The sequence below is a fragment of the uncultured Acetobacteroides sp. genome, from assembly GCF_963667355.2.
In the GTDB taxonomy this organism is placed as follows: Bacteria; Bacteroidota; Bacteroidia; order Bacteroidales; family ZOR0009; genus Acetobacteroides.
Map to the genome: position 1 here is coordinate 528,749 of NZ_OY763328.2, position 17,201 is coordinate 545,949.

General features: G+C 49.4%; 16 protein-coding genes. 12 read left to right on the plus strand and 4 right to left on the minus strand.

Annotated elements, in window-relative coordinates; genetic code table 11:
- Positions 1 to 77 precede the first annotated feature (77 nt).
- Entirely contained in the window at positions 78 to 605 is a 528-nt protein-coding gene (locus ACHZA1_RS02235) for a DUF4476 domain-containing protein (RefSeq protein WP_320053612.1), read from the plus strand.
- Positions 606 to 768: 163 nt separating this feature from the next.
- On the opposite strand, the gene ACHZA1_RS02240 is transcribed toward ACHZA1_RS02235, so the two are convergent.
- Both ACHZA1_RS02240 and ACHZA1_RS02245 read right to left on the minus strand, forming a co-directional pair.
- Positions 769 to 1,896, minus strand: a complete 1,128-nt coding sequence (locus ACHZA1_RS02240) for a putative glycoside hydrolase (protein WP_320053613.1) — start codon at positions 1,894 to 1,896, stop codon at positions 769 to 771.
- 168 nt (positions 1,897 to 2,064) lie between these two features.
- Entirely contained in the window at positions 2,065 to 2,850 is a 786-nt protein-coding gene (locus ACHZA1_RS02245; protein WP_320053614.1) for an alpha/beta hydrolase, read from the minus strand.
- A gap of 857 nt (positions 2,851 to 3,707) precedes the next feature.
- Here ACHZA1_RS02245 and ACHZA1_RS02250 point away from each other — a divergent pair.
- The 4 genes from ACHZA1_RS02250 to ACHZA1_RS02265 all read left to right on the plus strand — a co-directional run bounded on the left by ACHZA1_RS02250 (position 3,708) and on the right by ACHZA1_RS02265 (position 7,854).
- Positions 3,708 to 4,391, plus strand: a complete 684-nt coding sequence (locus ACHZA1_RS02250; protein WP_320053615.1) for a hypothetical protein — start codon at positions 3,708 to 3,710, stop codon at positions 4,389 to 4,391.
- Positions 4,392 to 4,467: 76 nt separating this feature from the next.
- The gene (locus tag ACHZA1_RS02255) at positions 4,468 to 5,802 is read left to right on the plus strand and encodes a hypothetical protein (RefSeq protein ID WP_320053616.1); all 1,335 of its coding nucleotides are present in this window, start codon (positions 4,468 to 4,470) and stop codon (positions 5,800 to 5,802) included.
- 36 nt (positions 5,803 to 5,838) lie between these two features.
- Positions 5,839 to 7,242 carry a hypothetical protein gene (locus ACHZA1_RS02260; RefSeq protein ID WP_320053617.1) on the plus strand — a complete coding sequence of 468 codons (1,404 nt, stop codon included), beginning with the start codon at positions 5,839 to 5,841 and terminating at the stop codon, positions 7,240 to 7,242.
- A gap of 72 nt (positions 7,243 to 7,314) precedes the next feature.
- Positions 7,315 to 7,854: a hypothetical protein gene (locus tag ACHZA1_RS02265; RefSeq protein ID WP_320053618.1), complete on the plus strand. Its 540-nt coding sequence runs from the start codon at positions 7,315 to 7,317 to the stop codon at positions 7,852 to 7,854.
- 104 nt (positions 7,855 to 7,958) lie between these two features.
- On the opposite strand, the gene ACHZA1_RS02270 is transcribed toward ACHZA1_RS02265, so the two are convergent.
- Complete coding sequence (locus ACHZA1_RS02270) at positions 7,959 to 9,869, minus strand: AMP-binding protein (protein ID WP_320053619.1); 1,911 nt, start codon at positions 9,867 to 9,869, stop codon at positions 7,959 to 7,961.
- 158 nt (positions 9,870 to 10,027) lie between these two features.
- On the opposite strand from ACHZA1_RS02270, the gene ACHZA1_RS02275 reads away from it, so the two are divergent.
- The 7 genes from ACHZA1_RS02275 (at position 10,028) to lepB (ending at position 16,219) form a co-directional block, all read left to right on the plus strand.
- Positions 10,028 to 10,573 (plus strand): hypothetical protein, encoded by a 546-nt coding sequence (locus ACHZA1_RS02275; RefSeq protein WP_320053620.1) that lies wholly within the window; start codon positions 10,028 to 10,030, stop codon positions 10,571 to 10,573.
- A gap of 171 nt (positions 10,574 to 10,744) precedes the next feature.
- On the plus strand, positions 10,745 to 12,685 hold the full coding sequence (thrS, locus tag ACHZA1_RS02280) for a threonine--tRNA ligase (RefSeq protein ID WP_320053621.1): 1,941 nt from the start codon (positions 10,745 to 10,747) through the stop codon (positions 12,683 to 12,685).
- A gap of 96 nt (positions 12,686 to 12,781) precedes the next feature.
- Positions 12,782 to 13,285, plus strand: a complete 504-nt coding sequence (infC, locus tag ACHZA1_RS02285) for a translation initiation factor IF-3 (RefSeq protein WP_394701087.1) — start codon at positions 12,782 to 12,784, stop codon at positions 13,283 to 13,285.
- 31 nt (positions 13,286 to 13,316) lie between these two features.
- The gene (rpmI, locus tag ACHZA1_RS02290; protein ID WP_131839384.1) at positions 13,317 to 13,511 is read left to right on the plus strand and encodes a 50S ribosomal protein L35; all 195 of its coding nucleotides are present in this window, start codon (positions 13,317 to 13,319) and stop codon (positions 13,509 to 13,511) included.
- An 88-nt stretch (positions 13,512 to 13,599) separates the two neighbouring features.
- Entirely contained in the window at positions 13,600 to 13,944 is a 345-nt protein-coding gene (gene rplT / locus ACHZA1_RS02295) for a 50S ribosomal protein L20 (protein WP_131839385.1), read from the plus strand.
- 180 nt (positions 13,945 to 14,124) lie between these two features.
- A complete protein-coding gene (dapB, locus tag ACHZA1_RS02300) occupies positions 14,125 to 14,841 on the plus strand; it encodes a 4-hydroxy-tetrahydrodipicolinate reductase (RefSeq protein ID WP_320053622.1) in 717 nt (238 codons plus the stop codon).
- 25 nt (positions 14,842 to 14,866) lie between these two features.
- Positions 14,867 to 16,219 (plus strand): signal peptidase I, encoded by a 1,353-nt coding sequence (gene lepB / locus ACHZA1_RS02305; RefSeq protein ID WP_320053623.1) that lies wholly within the window; start codon positions 14,867 to 14,869, stop codon positions 16,217 to 16,219.
- A 541-nt stretch (positions 16,220 to 16,760) separates the two neighbouring features.
- On the opposite strand, the gene ACHZA1_RS02310 is transcribed toward lepB, so the two are convergent.
- The gene (locus tag ACHZA1_RS02310) at positions 16,761 to 17,186 is read right to left on the minus strand and encodes a DUF5606 domain-containing protein (protein ID WP_320053624.1); all 426 of its coding nucleotides are present in this window, start codon (positions 17,184 to 17,186) and stop codon (positions 16,761 to 16,763) included.
- Positions 17,187 to 17,201 lie beyond the last annotated feature (15 nt).

Below are 17,201 nucleotides of genomic sequence, written 5' to 3' on the forward strand. Positions count from 1 at the left end.
AAGTACACCCCTGCTATTCGACAACTGCCCAGAATATCGCTAACTTCGCCGCCATAAGAAACCAAATTCATACTATCATGAAAAAACTTCTACTTGTTGCTATTGTAATTTGCGGGGCATACATCGCCGATGCCCAATCGATCCAAACCAACATTGAGCGCATCCAGAGCGAGCTCGATAAGATATTGATAGAGGCCAACAGCCTCCCTGCCTACAAGCGTAGCGCCATCTCGGCCAGCATCATCAACATTAAGCAGATGCTCGGATCTAACGCCCCCGATCCGAGAAACACCGGCCGCCACCCTCAGGAGGGAACTATGATCAACCAAGAATTCGACGGCTTCCTTCTAGTCATTAAGCAAACCAGTCCGTTTGACACCCAGCTTATGCAGATTAGCAGGAGGGCTCGCAGCACCCGCTTCTACATGGATCAGATTCACGATATCCTAAAGCTGTTCAACTTTAGCAGCGAGCGCGATAAGGTGCGGGATATCCTGCTTCCTAGGGCCATCGATCCCGAAAATGTGCGCCTGCTCTACGACATGTACCCCTTCTCCAGCGAGCAAAAGAAACTCGACGAGATTTTATACCAGCTCCCAAACTAACATCTGCCGGCAGAACCTGAGAGAGGTGAGATGGTGAAGAACAAGTGAGGCGGCCTGAAAAAGTATCAAGACGCAAGATATAAGACACAAGAAAGGCAATCACGTTGCAGTAAGCAGTGGTTGCCTTTCTTGCGTCTTGATACTTGAGACTTGTGTCCTGATTTTATTTCAACGTTGCGGCAGCTTTGGGCAGGAATGCCGCCTCCGAGTACTCGCCGTTGATATTCCAAAATAGCCAACTCTGGTAGCCGGCATCGTAAACGGCCTTTATCTGCTGCCGTACCTGCTCGGCACCGTAGGTTTGGAAGGTTCCCGGCTTCAGGTAGCTGGCGGTAAAATCCTGCAGGTAGGGGCGGATGGTGGCGCGGTAGCCCTTCACAGGGGCAACCCTCGACCTTGTTTTGCAGAGCGCATTGTACACCACCCCATAGGGATCTAGGTCGGGTATGGGGAAGGCCACCTCGTTTACCTCCTGCCCGCAGGCGTAGTGCGAGGGGTAGATCATCGGCGATAGGAAGTCCATATCCTTTCCGACAAGTTCCAGGTACTGGCCAATCCCCTCGGTATCGCCGGCGCTCTCGCAGATGATGCCAAACACATCGGCCGAAAGAACGACATGGGGCAGCTGCTGGCGCGCGTAGGCCAAAAAGCCATTGATCGCCGCGTAGCGGGGCTGCTTCGAGCGGCCGAAGTCGACGGTGGAGAGGTCGCCGTTTTGGGTGAAGCGGACGTAGTCGAACTGAATCTCGTCGAAGCCCAGCGCCACCGCCTCCTTGGCGATGCTTACCAGGTACCGCCAGCACCCCTTGTTGTAGGGGTTAAGCCACGGCATGCCGTCGTTATCCTTCCACACCTTTCCGCTCCTATCCTTCAGGGCCAGGTCGGGCCTTTTTACGGGGAGGATGGGGTCCTTGAAGCAGACGATTCGGCCAATTGCCCGTATGTGGTTCCGGTGCAGCTCGGCGATGATGGTGGCCGGGTCGTACTTCTTCACCCAGCTCCCGATTTTGTTCACCTCCTTCACCTGCGAGGGGTAGCTGAGGCGGCCGTCGTCCTCCTTTACGTCGATAACGTAGGCGTTGATCTCGGTGCGGTTGGCCAGCTCTACAAAGTGGCGCAGCACGCTGGGGTTGCCGGCGCTCCACCCCGAGAGGTACAGCCCCTTAACGGGCTCAGTGGCGCTCTGACCCGCCAACGCATGGCGCGATGCATGCGAGCTACCGGCTGCAAGTACGCCTAGAAGAAGCGCTACAGCTCCTAAACAAGTTGCTCCTTTCGATTGTTTCCTCATGATGCTGATTGTTGCGCCAAGCCCTTTTCTTGGCGGCGCTAAAGATACCCACTTATGCCCGAGTTAGCGCCTAGGGGCTTTGCCAGCAATGAAGTTTAGCTATAAGGGAAAGGCGGAGGGGAAGAAGACAGCCTAAACAATAATTCCTACAGAAACGAGCATTTACCGCTACTTGCGGCCCTGCTCATCAAGGAATCGCAGGGCTGTAGAGGTAAATGGAACTGTGGAATCATAAATGGGAACGTGGTCGCCACCAGGGATTATCCATAGCTCGGCATTTGGTATAGAACGGCAAATACTTACAGGAATCTCAACGGGGAAAAAGTTATCTCGATCGCCATGCACAACGAGGGTACGTGCAGTAATGGTTGACAAGCATTGTGCCGTGAAATTCATATCGTCGTAGTTGTCGTGTAGCGCATTGAACTGCGCAATAAGCTGACGAATCTGTTCGTCGCCACGTTTTGCGCATTCCCGATACATTTCCTGCACTTGTTGGGGCATCGTGCCAAACGAAGCTCGTCGCATAATGGCCCTTGCCTGATCGGGGAAATAGGAAGCTGCGCTGATTAGCACCATTGACTCGATGCGCTGGGGTTGGCTCGTTGCCATATGCAGTAGTGCCATACCGCCAGTGCTCATCCCCATCGCCGAGAAACGATCTATCCCCAGCTTTTCGAGCAACAGGAACACATCACTAGCCGCGTCCCGATGCGTGAACCTATTCTCGGGATTGGTGGAGTATCCATGTCCACGCAGATCTACAACAATCAGGCGATGGCGCTCGGAGAGCGTGGAGGTAAAAGGATGCCAGTTTTGCGAACAACCACCGAAACCATGCAAGAGCACTAACGGATTTCCGACACCGTACTCCTCGTAGTACATCTCAATGTTGTTAATCCGAACGGTGTGCCCGCAAGCGGTTATCTGTCTAGGAGCGTACTTTGATTCCATGGTTGCCTCTCTTATATTAATTGCTGCCTAACTCGCCTATACCTCTGCCGCCCCCCCCTTTCACCACCCAACTAGGGAGAAAGCCCAAAGCGACAAGGTGCCAACCAGCCTCTCCAAAGGCCTACAGCGCTAGGGCTGCCCGCAAAGCTAGCAAGTTTTTTTTAAGCGAGGTGATCCTACGATCAGCAATTCATTAGCACACGTACATGTTCATTAATATTTTTTACCCCTATCGATTGGCAGATAAAAATCTTTTCCTACTTTAGGAGGCACATTACCATATACGTATAGCCAACATGTCCGTTTCAGCACAAGCCACAAATACAACACCTATATTGGCGCTCGCTGCCCCTACCCCACGCAATGCACCAGCAGCAGGGCCGATTGTGGTAGCGCCATCCCCAGCTGCAATACTGCCAGAACCGATTGCGTCTGCGATAAGCTCGATTGCGAAGCAGCCAAGCTCAATTGCGAAGCAGGCGAAGCCAATTGCGGAGCAGCCAAACTCGATTGCGGAACAGCCAAGGTCGATTACGAGGCGGGCGAACCCGATTGCGAGTGCGCCACATGCCATTGCGTCAGCCGGAAATGCCATTGCGTCAGCACCAAGGCCAATTGCGGAGCAACCAAGCTCGATTGCGAGTGCACCACATGCCATTGCGTCAGCCGGAGATGTCATTGCGTCAGCGCCAAGACCAATTGCGAGGCTGGCGAAGCCGATTGCGGAGCCGCCAAGCCCGATTGCAACGGGAGCAAGGCCAGCACCAGCAGGCATTTCCAACACCGAACAGCTAACCGGCAGGCAGCCTCCTTTCTTCGGGCACCTGCTATTTCATTAACTAAAATCCAATCAGAAAATGCAGAAGGAAACAGCAAACTCAGTTCGAATGCTCAAGGCCACGGGGTTGATCCTCGAGCAGAACAAGGCGAAGTGGGCCACCTCGGTGGTTCTCTCCAAGTCGGTACCCGCCTACATGGCGCTGGTCAACCAAATTGACGATTCGGCCGTGAGCGCGGATAAGAACATCTCGGCCGCCGCCATCGCCAAAAACGAGATCAGGGATTGCCTCGAAGAGGAGACCTTCCTCTGCAGCGCAGCGCTGCTCTCGGTGGCCAACTACGAGAAGGATGCGGCGCTGGCGCAGCCAGCAAAGCTGTCGGAGTCGCAGCTGGACAAGATGAAGGACGACGACTTGATTACCACCAGCAAGACGGTGCTGAACATGGCCAAGGCCAACGCCAAGAAGCTCGAGGAGTACGGGATTACGGCCACGGATATCGCCAAGATGGAGTCCCTAATCGGGCAGTTCTCGGGGGTGCAGGCCACCACCCGCAGCGAGGTGTCGACCCGCACGGCGGCCAAAGTGTCGATGAACGAGGTGATCCGCGCGGCCAAGGAGCTGCTCATCGACCAGATCGACCTGCAGATGGAGCTCATCCGCCGCCGCGAACCCGAGTTCTACAACGCCTACCGCTCGGCCCGCAAGATTGTGGACATCGGCATCCGCCACGAGAAGAAGAAGGAGGAACCCAAGAAGTAACACCTCGCAAAGGATCAGGCCGCCCGTTCGGCGGCCTTTTTCTACCCCACAACCTAAACCTAAAACCAACCGACCTATGCCCAAAGACCGAAAAGCCAAGGCCAAGAAGGAGCAGCAAAAGAAGCAGAAGGCGCTGCTCCAGCAGAAGGAGTACCACCGGCGGCGCGACGAGTACAACAGCAATATCACCGAGCTGGCGAAACGGCTCGACCTCGAGGAGTGGATTAGCAGCTTCGACCCTTACGAGATGCTCACCTGCTACAAGATGCGCATAACCTCGTTCGTATACCGCCCCGTGGGCGCAAGCAAACTCCCCCAAGACCTCGAATCATTTGCCCGAAGAATTTTCTCCAGCACCATCCGCAACAAGCAGTTCACCTACCCCTCGGGAGCTAAAGTTTCGGGTCACGAGGTGCTGCACCTCCTCGAAAAAATTGCCGTGGCCTCGCTAACGAAGATGGAGGAGGCCCCCGAACTCTACGCCCGGCTTCGCGAAAAGGTCGATACGTTCGTAGCGTTCATGGAAAGCAGCCTTCAGGAGATCGAGTCGGACCTGAGCTACCACAAGCAGATGATCGGGTGGATCAGCTCAACACCCGACAAGGTGCTCTACGTCTTCAGCCTTAACGTCGAGTCGAGCAATTCGAACAAGAATAAGACCATAAACGAATCGTGGACCAGCAAGTACTGCGTCAGCTACGAGGCTGTCCCGGTTCCTAGCCGAACGTTTACGGTGGAGGGCAGCCGAAGGATCGGCTTCCGGTACGGATTCCCCCTTAACGATGACAGGGAGAACCTGTGGCTCACCCTGCCCGCCCGGCTCTTCGGCATCACGGAGCAGGAGATGCTCGAGGTGTACATCCAAACCCACGCGTTAAACCGGATCGTCGAACGGATCGACACAATCCTCTTCGGCATGGCCTTCGCCATTTGCACCCTTGAGCTAAAGGCCAAACCCAACGTGCGAAAGGTGGGTAGCAACAGCTTCCTAATCGATGTGGTTGTCTGCAACCTTAAGCTGGGCTACTTTGTGGCCTGCATTATAGATGGCGTGGTGCTCATAAAAACCTTCCTGTTCGTCACCAGCTCGTCGACCCCCGAGGGGAACAAGCTCGACACCCTTACCGGGCTCAAAAAGATGGACAAGCAGTTTTTGGGGATCGATAAGCTCAGCACCTACCTGGCGCTCGACGTCAACAAGTCGCCCGAGCTGGTCGCCAGCTTCCAGGAAGCTGGGCTCCAGGAGCTGCTGCTGATCGACAAGGATGTGTTCTCTACCCTCTCGAAGCTAATCCCCGAAATCAACCTTACCGAGAATTCGGCGCTCATAGCCTCCTACATCGAGCGGAGAGCAACCGAGCTTAGCCTAAGCCAGGTGGAGGTGGAAGAGGGCGAGATAGCGCTGCGGTAGGAACAACGAAATCAGAAATCGATAAGCAAAAAGCATATGCCAAAAGATAGAAAAGCCAAGGCCAAGCGAGAGCGGCAGAAGAAGCAGAATGCGCTGCTCCAGAAGAAGGAGCACCAAACAATAAAAACCAACTTTTACCGCAAATTCTACGACCTCACCGAACGGCTGGGTGCCAAACCCTACATGCACCTTTTCGACGATATCGACAACATACTGTTCTTTAAGACCCGTACCGCCGCACTGATCTTCGAGCAGGAGGGCCGGCAAAAGCCCACCATCGAGGTCGAGGAGGTATCCAAGGCGCTGCTCCGATCGTACATGCTCGGCCAGCAGTACACCTACACCAACGGGGTAACCATTACGGCCGATGATGTGCTCTTCACGCTCGAGTCGTTTCGGAACATCATCAGGTTTAAAATACAAACGAAAGAGCCCAACCACGAGCAGATCGAGGCCAAGCTGCTACCCGTAAAAGAATTTTTAGATCGATGCCAGTCCGACGTGGAGGAGACAATTGAAACTTGGCTCAAGCTCATCGGGTGGACGGTTTCGATCCCCGACAAGGAGAACATCGTATTCCGAACAGAAATTGACATAAACCTAAAAAAGGGGGATAAGGTAAAATCGTTGAACGACTCGCTGACCCGAAAGTTTAAGATATCGTACGAGGTGATCCCCATCAAGCGCCGTCCGGTGCTTATCGAGGGCACCCGCCGCCCCTGCTTCCGCTTCGAGGTAACCAACGAGGAGGGTAAGCTAACGGCGCTAACCATTCCGCGCGAGAAGTTCGGGCTTCCCGGCACCCGCGCGATAGGCGTATACCTGCAAAGCCACGCCATCAAGCGGTTGGCCGAGCGCATCGACATCCTCCCCGTAGGCATAACGCTGGGCATGTGCTTCGAAGGACTACGCGAAACCCCAACAATCCATGCCGTAAACGCCCACAAGTTCCTTATCGAGGTGGTGGTAAGCGACATCAAGCTGGGGTACTTCGTGGCCAAACCGGTAGAGAACATCATCCTGATAAAAACCTTCCTGTTCATAACCAACTCCACCACGCCCGAAGGCGACATGCTCGACAAGCTAACCGGCCTACAGAAGCTCGACAAGCAGTACCTAGGCATCGATAAGCTTAGCACTTTTATGGCGCTAGAGACCAACAACACAAAGGAGCTAGCCGCCACCTTCGAATCGGCCAACCTAGGACACCTGCTCACCATGCAAAAGGATGTACTCAGCTTCCTTGCCACCCTTATGCCCTCGAAGCGCCACACCAACAGCTCCGAAGCCATTGCCTCCTACTTCAAGCGCCGCGAGGAGCAGCTACTTCTGAGCGAGCTAGAGGCTGATGAACCCGAGCTCAAACCCGAAAGAAGAAGATGGGGCTTCCTCGAAGCTATACTGCCCGAACGAAGAAGAGCGAAGATCGACAAAGCGTAGCAAAGAATCAGAAGCAACCAACAATTGCAAACCCGTCTCAAAGCGCTACCTTTGTGGCATAACTCTGTCTTTATGATGAAACATTCCGAACTGGTTGATAGGTACGATATGCAGGTTGATACGCTGGAGCAGCAATTCCTCGAAAGAGGGCTAACCGAGGAGCAGCTCGAGCCCTTCTTCTTCCAGCTGCGCACGCAAACCTTCTTCTTTGCCCGCCTCGACGATCTTTCCGTTGACGTAACGGTCCAAGCCGAGCTGTACGACCACTACATCGAGCGCCAAACCTCCATCGAACGATGGGTAGAGGACATGACCTATGCGCTTAAGTACGGCCTTATTCTTACCGAGGCTGGAATAGAAGCGAGCGAAGCCCCACACGAGATAGCCTACCTTAAGGCAACAATGAGCGATGAGGGAGACATTGCCGCCATCCACGCCAGCCTCGCCGAAGCGCTAGAGATGATAATGCAAAGCACCGACAACGAGGTGCTCGCAGGTAAGCTGGAACGCTTTAGGGAGCGCATGCTCTCCACCAACGACACCACCCGCGAAGCCATCATGCCCGTGCTCAAAAGGGTGGAGAAGCTGATTGAGAAAGAAGAGGAGGAATAACCCCATAGAACACGTAGAGCCGCGTTTAAAACGCGGCTCTTGTTATTTAAAATCGACAATATCGTACCACGGTTGAAGCGCGGCACGACATTGTTTATCCAGTTTTACGACAACGATTTTATGTTGTAATCGCTATAGATGTACTTTCCGTTCGATTTGTACATGCTCTCGATGGTATCCTTGTAGGCAGCCTCCACCTTTCCGCGAACAATCTTCATGGTGCTGTTCATCATGCCATTTTGCTCGGTAAAGGCTTCGGGAAGAATGGCGAAGCTAGCCGGAATCCAGCGCTCGGGGAACATACCGGCAAAGTGCCCTCCCTTACGGAATTGGGCAATCTCCTTGTTCAGTTCCTCAATGGCGTGCTTCTTCCCATCTACCGAATCCCATCCTTTATGATGATGCTGGTGGCTGTTCACGTAGCGCTTCATCGCCTCCTTGTTTGAAACAATCAGCGCAATGGTATAGGCATTTTGAGAATTATAGAGGATCACCTGATCGACAAGCTTACAGTGGGCAACCAAAGCCTCCTCTATTCCTTCGGGGCTGTACTTCTCGCCATCCGACCCAATCAGCAAGCTCTTAAAGCGGCCCATAACGTAGAGGAATCCATCCTTATCCATGTAGCCCATATCGCCAGTATGCAGCCAACCATCAATAACGGTTTCGGCAGTAGCCTTCTCGTTTCGCCAGTAGCCATGCATCACATTACCACCTCTTATAACGATCTCTCCCTTTTCGCCAACCGGTAATGAGTTTCCACCGTCGTCCATAATTTTTAGTTCCATTGGCTTTACAAGAAATCCCGAAGAACCCAGCTTATGCTTCTTTGCAGCATTCGACGATATGATAGGCGTTGCCTCCGACAGCCCGTACCCCTGATACATCGGAATGCCAATGGCGTAGTAGAAACGTTGCAACTCAATATCAAGCAGCGCCCCACCACCAATAAAGAAGTCGAGTTCGCCGCCAAAAACCTCGCGTAGCTTCGAGAAGATGATCTTATCAAAGAGCGAAACCAGCGGCTTAAGCAAGAAGCGTAAACCAGCCCCCTTATTAAAACCCTCCTTATTGTAGGCGTAGGCCACCATAAGCCCCACCTTAAAGAGCGTCTCTGTTACTTTTCCCTTTGCCCTTATACCGTTTTCAATATTTTTCTTGAAGTTCTTGGCCAACGCAGGTACGCTCAGCAGCAGGTTTGGCTTAAATTCCTTTATGTTTATTGGGATGTTTTTGAGCGTTTCCATTGGCGTACGCCCCACCTGAACGGTGCCTATGCTGGCACCGCAAGCCATAAAGCTGTACATTCCGGCCACATGCGCAAAGCAATGATCAAGCGGAAGGATGAGCAGCGTTTTGTAGCCAACAGGAATATCCATAAGCGAAAGTGCCTGCTCTACGTTTGAGGTGTAGTTGCCATGAGTAAGGATAATCCCCTTAGGATCTGCCGTAGTTCCCGATGTATAGGTGATATTGGCGAAGCTCTCGGGCTTTACCGATGCAATGCGCTCATTGAGGTGTTCCTGATTAGCGGCATCACCCAGAAACTCATCTCCCATTCTTTTTACATCATCCCAAAGAATTTCGTTTTCGGCGAGGTTGCTAGCCTTGTCAATAACAATAACCTTACGAATGCTGGGAAGACTTCCAACAATCTTCCTGATTTTTGGAAGTTGATTGCCTGAAACTACAATAAACCTCGACTCGGAATGCTCCAACCGGAACATCAAATCGCTAGACTCCTCTAGTTTAATTGAAAGAGGAACATCTACCGCTCCAGCATAAAAGATGCCGAGCTCCGATATCATCCAAGCATTGCACCCTTCGGCAAGGATTGCAACCTTATCCTCTTTTTCAACTCCAATAGCCATAAGCCCAGCAGCAAAACTTCGAACCTGCTCCTTAGTCTGCGAGTACGAGGTAGGCTTAAACGCTCCATTTGTCTTTTCCCACAGGTATGGAAGATCTGGATATTTCTTTACGCTTTCTTCAAAAAGGTCGATAATTGTCTTCATAAGTAGTTACACGCGATATTAATTGTGCTAATTGTATGCATTGCTCAAACGCAACAGCAAAAGTAATTGGTAAAAATAATTTTAATTCGCATTTTTAGCTATCCTTTACGGAGCAAAAGAAACGGGAATTCTGTTCCGAATTAAACTACTGATCGACAATGCGACTAAAATTTCTACTATATACAGCAGTAGGCTTTCTCAGCCTTGCCATTTGCGGAGCCATCCTAAAACTCCTCCTTTTACTCCCTATAGGAGATACCCTATTCAACATAGGAATGTCGTGCGCTCAAGTCGTAGGGCTAATCCTCATTGTTATTAACGGAAGCTTCGTCACCAATCGCAAGATGATACGAATAATGGGAGTTTTTGCTTTGCTGCCAATAATCGGCTACTTCGTCCAATGGTACAGCAGACCACATGGCATCTCGTTACAACTGCTAGGACTACTTCTAATCCTCATTCTTTACGCCAAAACATTTCTCGACAAGCCAACCAAAGAGGTTCTCGACTACCTGAAACTGATATGGGTTTCATCAAAAATCGCCGCATCATTTCTTGTGGTAGCGCTATATAGCACGGCCGTAATAGTAGGGCAACTTGCCAACATTCTATTCTACACCATGCTCATCTACTTCATCTGGATATCTACATCGCAGAAGACGGCAAAGGAAACCAAAGACAACGAACAGGAAGCAATAAGCTAGCGCACCAATACTCTTTCAGGGAATAAAATCACGATCTACTCACGCCCGCCTTGTTTAAGGCTATTTATGAATGCCATTACAGGGCGATGTCGCAATTAATCGCACATTCTCCTTTCTACAAGGTAAAATTCCAATATATTTGCGAGTTCAAAGTGTAAATGTTAAAAGTGTATGATAAAAATTACCTTTCCTGACAATAGTGTCAAGGAGTATCCGGCAGGAAGTACCAGCATGGATATAGCAAAATCAATCAGCCCACGCTTGGCTCAAGATGTACTAGCGGCAACCGTTAATGGACAAGTTTGGGATTTGACGCGCCCAATAACGACCGACTCTACATTGAAGCTTCACAAGTGGGAAGATGCAGAGGGTAAGCATGCCTTTTGGCATTCTTCGGCACACCTTATGGCCGAAGCACTCGAAGCCATTTACCCAGGCATCAAGTTAGCCATCGGGCCCAGCATCGAAAATGGTTTCTACTACGATGTCGACCTAGAAGGGCATCAAATCGTTGAGGCAGAACTAGCGAAGATCGAGGAGAAAATGCTCGAGTTGGCAAGAACCAAATCGCCATTCGTGCGCACCGAAGTTTCGAAAGACGAGGCACTAAAGACATATACAGAAAAGGGAGACCCTTACAAGGTTGAGCTTATTCAGGATCTCACCGATGGAACAATCACGTTCTACACTCAAGGCAACTTCACAGACCTTTGCCGTGGTCCACACCTTCCAGACACTGGATCTATTAAAGCAGTAAAATTAACCAGCATTGCAGGTGCTTACTGGCGTGGGAATGAAAAGAACAAGATGCTTACCCGTATCTACGGCATCACCTTCCCTCAAAAGAAACTTCTTGATGAGTATTTGGTAATGCTCGAAGAAGCTAAGAAGCGCGACCACCGTAAGCTCGGAAAAGAGTTGGAGTTATTCACCTTCTCGCAACGAGTAGGTCAAGGACTACCCTTATGGCTTCCTAAGGGAGCAGAACTTCGCGCTCGTCTTGAAGACTTCCTTAAAAAAATACAAAAGAAGTACGGCTACCAGCAGGTAATCACCCCACATATCGGACAAAAGGATCTATATGTAACTTCGGGACACTACGCTAAGTACGGCAAGGACTCGTTCCAACCTATTCATACTCCCGACGAAACTGAGGAATTCCTGCTTAAGCCAATGAACTGCCCTCACCACTGTGAAATTTATAAGGCTAAGCCACGTTCGTACAAGGATCTTCCTCTCCGCCTCGCTGAGTTTGGAACTGTTTACCGCTACGAGCAAAGCGGCGAACTTCACGGGTTGACAAGAGTGAGAGGCTTTACCCAAGATGACGCCCACCTTTTCTGCCGTCCCGACCAGCTGAAGGATGAATTCATGAAGGTTATCGACATCGTACTTTACATCTTCAAGACTCTTGACTTTAAAGATTACACCGCACAGATCTCGCTTCGCGACAAGGTAAACCGCGAGAAGTATATCGGAACGGAAGAGAACTGGGAAAAGGCAGAGCAAGCCATTATCGAAGCAGCCGCTGAGAAAGGGCTTAACACCGTAGTCGAATATGGTGAAGCTGCATTCTACGGTCCAAAACTCGACTTCATGGTTAAGGATGCGATTGGTCGTAAGTGGCAGCTAGGAACCATTCAGGTAGACTACAACCTTCCTGAACGTTTTGACCTTGAGTATATCGGCAGCGACGATAAGCGCCACCGCCCAATTATGATTCACCGAGCACCATTTGGTTCGATGGAACGTTTTGTGGCAGTATTGCTTGAGCATACCAGCGGAAAATTCCCACTGTGGCTTACCCCAGAGCAGGTTGTTGTCCTTCCAATCAGCGAAAAGTATAACGAATACGCAGAAAATGTTTTAAATTTGCTGAATAATTCCGATATTCGTGCCGTTTTAGACGACCGTAACGAAAAGATTGGCAAGAAGATTCGCGACAACGAGTTGAAGAAAATACCTTATCTTTTGGTAGTTGGGGAAAAAGAAGCAGAAACCCAAAGCGTTGCTGTCCGCAAGCAAGGCGAAGGCGATAAGGGTTCTATGACAATCGAACAATTCGCATCGCTGATTAAAACAGAGGTTGAGAATCAAATTGCCAGTAAATAAAAACCAATAATAGGAGATTAAACTATTAGCGCACTACAGAAATCCGGGAAAGGCCCTTATAAGCCACAGAATAAAGATAAAGATGAGGGCTTCAAGATCAACGAAGCAATTTCTGCAAGGCAGGTTCGTCTCGTTGGCGACAACATTGAAAATCCAGGCATCTTCTCGATAGCCGATGCCCGCAAGTTGGCTTACGATCAAGAACTAGATTTGGTTGAGATTACGCCTAATGCAGATCCACCGGTTTGTCGTATTATCGACTACCAAAAATTTTTGTATCAACAAAGGAAGAAGCAGAAGGAGATCAAGGCAAAAGCATCCAAGGTTATTGTTAAAGAAATAAGATTTGGTCCAAACACCGACGATCATGACTTTAACTTTAAGCTTAAGCACGCCGAGAACTTTCTAAAAGAAGGTTCGAAGGTTAAGGCTTTTGTATTCTTCAAAGGACGCTCCATCCTGTTTAAGGAACAGGGGGAAATCTTACTCCTTCGTTTTGCGCAAGAGTTGGAAGAAATTGGCAAGGTTGAGCAGCTGCCAAAACTCGAAGGTAAGCGTATGATTATGTTTCTCGCTCCTAAGGCTGCTAAGAAGAAGTAAATTAGTTTTAACCCTTAAATAGTTAGTTCTCATGCCAAAGATGAAAACAAACGCTGGTGCTAAGAAGAGATTTCAGCTCACCGGCACCGGAAAAATCAAAAGAAAGCACGCTTTCAAACGTCACATTCTTACCAAGAAGGACACTAAGCGTAAGCGCAATCTTACACACATCGGTTTGGTTCACCCAGCTGATATGAACAACATCAAGCTTCTGCTTGTACTTTAATTGTAAGATTTTTTATTAACAAATCGAATGAATTAGCACCGAAAGTGTCGTTGAGTCGACCGCTATCAATTCGTAAACATTTACTACTATGCCAAGATCAGTCAATTCCGTAGCTTCAAGAGCTAGAAGAAAGAAAATCTTAAAGCGTACCAAAGGTCAATTTGGTGCAAGAAAAAATGTTTGGACCGTTGCGAAAAACTCGTGGGAAAAGGGTCAAACCTATGCTTACCGCGACCGTAAGGCTAAAAAACGCAGCTTCCGCGCACTTTGGATCGTGAGAATTAACGCAGCAGCTCGCATGCACGGATTCAGCTACTCTGAATTCATGGGCAAGATTAAGAAGAGCGGTGTTGCTCTAAACCGTAAGGTTTTAGCAGACCTAGCTCTAAATCACCCAACTGCTTTCGATGCTATCGTTGCAACATTGAAGTAGAGTTAAAACTAAATAGGGGAAGGAGGCCATCAAGCCTCCTTTTTCTTTTTATGCCATGAAAATTATCGTAATAAACGAATCAACACGAGGCCGTTTATACCAAAAGCTAAGTACTACTTTAGTATATTTGAGCAATAATAAACAATCGCTTTGCGTTAACATCATATCAACCATAAAGCCATGAAAATTGCACTTGTCGGGTATGGAAAGATGGGCAAGGAAATCGAAAGAATTGCCATAGAGAGAGGACACAACATCACAATCATCATCGATCAAAATAATTCTGAAGATATTACCTCTCCTTCGTTTAAACAGGCCGATGTTGCAATTGAATTCACCACCCCCTACTCGGCGCTTACCAACATCCGCGCCTGTGTAGATTCAAACGTACCCGTTGTTTGCGGATCGACAGGATGGCACGACCACCTTGCGGAAGTAACAGAGTACGTAAAGGGCCGTAACGGTGCGCTTTTTTACGCGTCGAACTTTAGCCTAGGGGTGAACATCTTTTTCAAGGTTAACCAGTACCTTGCCTCCGTAATGGCAAAGTTTACCGACTACTCGGTTGAAGTTGAAGAATGGCACCACAACCAAAAGTTGGATTCGCCTAGCGGAACAGCCATCACCATTGCCGAGGATATCCTTAAAAGCTACCCCGACAAAACGGAATGGGTAAACCAATCGATAACCGACAAGAGCAAGCTGGGCATCATCTCCATTCGCAAGGGTGAAATACCAGGAACGCATACCGTTTCGTACACCAATCCAGTCGATTCGATTTCGATTACCCACGAGGCCAAGAGCCGCCAGGGGTTAGCCCTTGGAGCCGTACTTGCCGCCGAATTTGTTGCTGGGAAAACCGGTATATTTACCATGAACGATCTTCTGGCCCTATAACTAGAAAAAACAAACCACCTACCATATGAAGAAGATAAAAGAAATTCTTTCGAACAAATGGTTTAAGTTCGGCTATATCACCATAGCCTACCTCCTATTTATCCTTTGGCTAAGAAACCCTTGGCTGATCATTGGCGTTGCCGTTATCTACGACATGTACATCACTAAAAAGGTGAACTGGACTTTTTGGAAGCCAAGAAACTACAAGCAAAGCGGCAAGAGAAGCGCAGTTGTAGAATGGGTTGACGCCATCGTGTTTGCGGTGATTGCAGCATCAATAATCCGCATTTTCTTCATCGAAGCATACGTTATTCCATCGCCATCGATGGAGAAAACATTGCTCGTAGGCGACTACCTTTTTGTGAGCAAAACCGCCTACGGGCCAAGAGTTCCCAATACTCCGATATCATTCCCGTTTGTTCACCATTCGCTACCATTTACGAATAACCAAACCAAGTCTTTCCTAACCTGGATTCAGTGGCCCTACAAGCGCCTGGCGGGTTTTGGAGAGGTAAAGAGAAACGATGTTGTCGTATTCAACTTCCCTGAAGGTGACACGGTGGTGCTCCAAAACCAGGAGGTTAGCTACTACCGGCTTGTCCGCGAGCAAGGCCGCGACTTTGTATGGAACAACAACGACATCATTGTGCGCCCTGTTGACAAAAAGGAGAACTACATAAAGAGATGTGTAGCCGTTGGCGGCGACTACCTCCAGGTTAAGAACGGCCAGCTCTTTATCAACGGAAAGCCTTCCGAACTTTTCAAAGGGCAGCAAAGCACGTTTATTGTTCGAACCAATGGCACGCCTATAAATCCATCGGTATTTGAGAACCTCGGCATTAGCCAGGAAAACTACCAAATCATTCCGGAGCAATCGGCCTACTACATCAACACAACGCACGAGAACATCAGCAAGATAAAGAGCGTAGAGAATGTAGTATTTGTAAGCGAGAATCTAAACACGGATTACGATCAGGCTCAAATTGACATATTTCCCCACAACAAAGGCTTTAGGTGGACGGAGGATAACTTTGGCCCACTTTGGGTTCCTAAAAAGGGAGCAACCATCAAGCTTACCCCTCAGAACTGGCCGCTTTACGAGCGCGTAATTGGCGTTTACGAGCAGAATAAGGTGGAGGTTAAGGCTGGCTCTGGCATCTACATCAACGGGAAGCTGGCCAACAGCTACACCTTTAAGATGAACTACTACTTTATGATGGGCGATAACCGGCACAACTCTGCCGATTCGCGCTTCTGGGGATTTGTTCCCGAAGACCATGTTGTTGGGAAAGCCTCGTTCATTTGGTTCTCCGTCGATAATCAAAAAGGCCTATTGGGAGGAATCAGGTGGAGCCGTATATTTAGAGGCATCCACTAGGCTAACTCTCACGCAGAACCTGCGCCTACAAAAAGAATTACCAGCCGCCCCGTAGCGGTTCAAATAAAAAGGAGAGGGTGCCAGTAAGCTTACTGGCACCCTCTCCTTTTGCATTACCTCGCCAAGCAAAATATTTGCACCGTTGTACAATTACAATAGTACTTCCGTCGACCCGAAAGTACCGTTGTACATTTACAATAGTACTTCCGCCCACCCAAAAGTACTCTTGTACACTTACAATAGTACTTCCCCCTACCCAAAAGTACTCTTGTACACTTACAATAGTACTTCCCCCTACCCAAAAGTACTCTTGTACACTTACAATAGTACTTCCATCACCCCAAAAGTACCGTTGTACACTTACAATAGCCCCCAAAGTGCTCTTGTACATTTACAATAGTACTTCCATGCCCCCATTTGTACTCCTGTACTTATTGCGACCGCTACAATCGAGCAGGCAGGATGGGCAACGCTCACCCAACAAAAAGAGGGCGCCAAAATCCTGGCGCCCTCTTTCTATCGTACTCCGGTATGTACCGTTCTACTTTTCCTCTTCGGCTGATTCTTCAGCCTCTTCTGGATCAAACTCCAACATATCATTCTTCTGAAGAATGTTGTACCACGAAAAGAGCTTCTTCATGTCAGATGCGTAAACACGCTCGCGATCGTAGGCTGGAAGAACCTCCTCCATTGCCTTTTTAAGCTGATCGTTGGTGGCCTTCTTGGTATCAAGTGCAGGACCGCCGCTCATCTTCTCCTTAAGGTTAAGAAGAACCTGACGAAGAGCAACCTCCTCATCATCGGTATAAATAGCAATCTCGCCTAAAGCGCTCACCTTTGCTGATGCAGGGATATTTGCACGCTTTTTATCTTCGAGCGACTCTACGATGATTCCATTGCGACCTTGAGCGACATACTGGTAAAGTCCTGGATATCCGGCTATAGCCAAAATCTTCCTTAAATCCATATTGCTTATTGTTAG